Source organism: Rhodopirellula maiorica SM1 (genome assembly GCF_000346295.1).
Lineage (GTDB): Bacteria > Planctomycetota > Planctomycetia > Pirellulales > Pirellulaceae > Novipirellula > Novipirellula maiorica.
Genome location: NZ_ANOG01000027.1, coordinates 1 through 597 on the forward strand (window position 1 = coordinate 1; position 597 = coordinate 597).

General features: G+C 53.9%; 1 protein-coding gene. It reads left to right on the plus strand.

Translation table 11 applies throughout. The features are described 5' to 3' along the window. Positions 1 to 169: 169 nt before the first annotated feature. A partial coding sequence (locus RMSM_RS01090; protein WP_040763401.1) for a sigma-70 family RNA polymerase sigma factor occupies positions 170 to 597 on the plus strand: 428 nt, incomplete at its 3' end.

A 597-nucleotide genomic window follows, 5' to 3' on the forward strand; every position in this document is an offset into this window, starting at 1 on the left:
GGCTGGGAGTGGAAAAGAGTCCTGACACCTTTCCTAAGTACTGTGCTTGATGAACGCTGCGGGCGAGTTGTGAGGTGTCTTTTGTATCAATTTCGAAAAAAGTCGGTCATGAAATCGGTCGCTCGGATAAATAAGGGTGTGAGACTTTCTTTTTCCGTGGAGATAAGGTGTGGACGAAACAGCTCGACAAGCCGCCCGACAATGGACGTTGGCCCAGCCTGCGGTTTCGGCGTTCGTGACGTCAGTGGTTCGTGATTTTCGTGATCGTGATGATGTGCTTCAGGATATCGCCGTCGCTGTGATTGAATCCTTCGATTCATACGATCCCGAATACCCGTTCGTCGCTTGGGCACTCGGTGTCGCCCGCAATCAGGTCGGGCTGTATCTGCGAGGCCGGCGGCGAGATCGGTTGGTATTTGACGACGACACCGTTGCTTGTCTCGCCGTGGCGATTCATGAAGTCGCAAAAGAGAAATCGATGCAACTGGACTTTCTGCAGGACTGTCTGGGGGGACTCGAAGGCCGCGCACTTCGCTTGTTCGAGTTGCGGTACCAGGACGATATCAAGCCCGCAGCAATTGCCGATCGCGTTGGCAT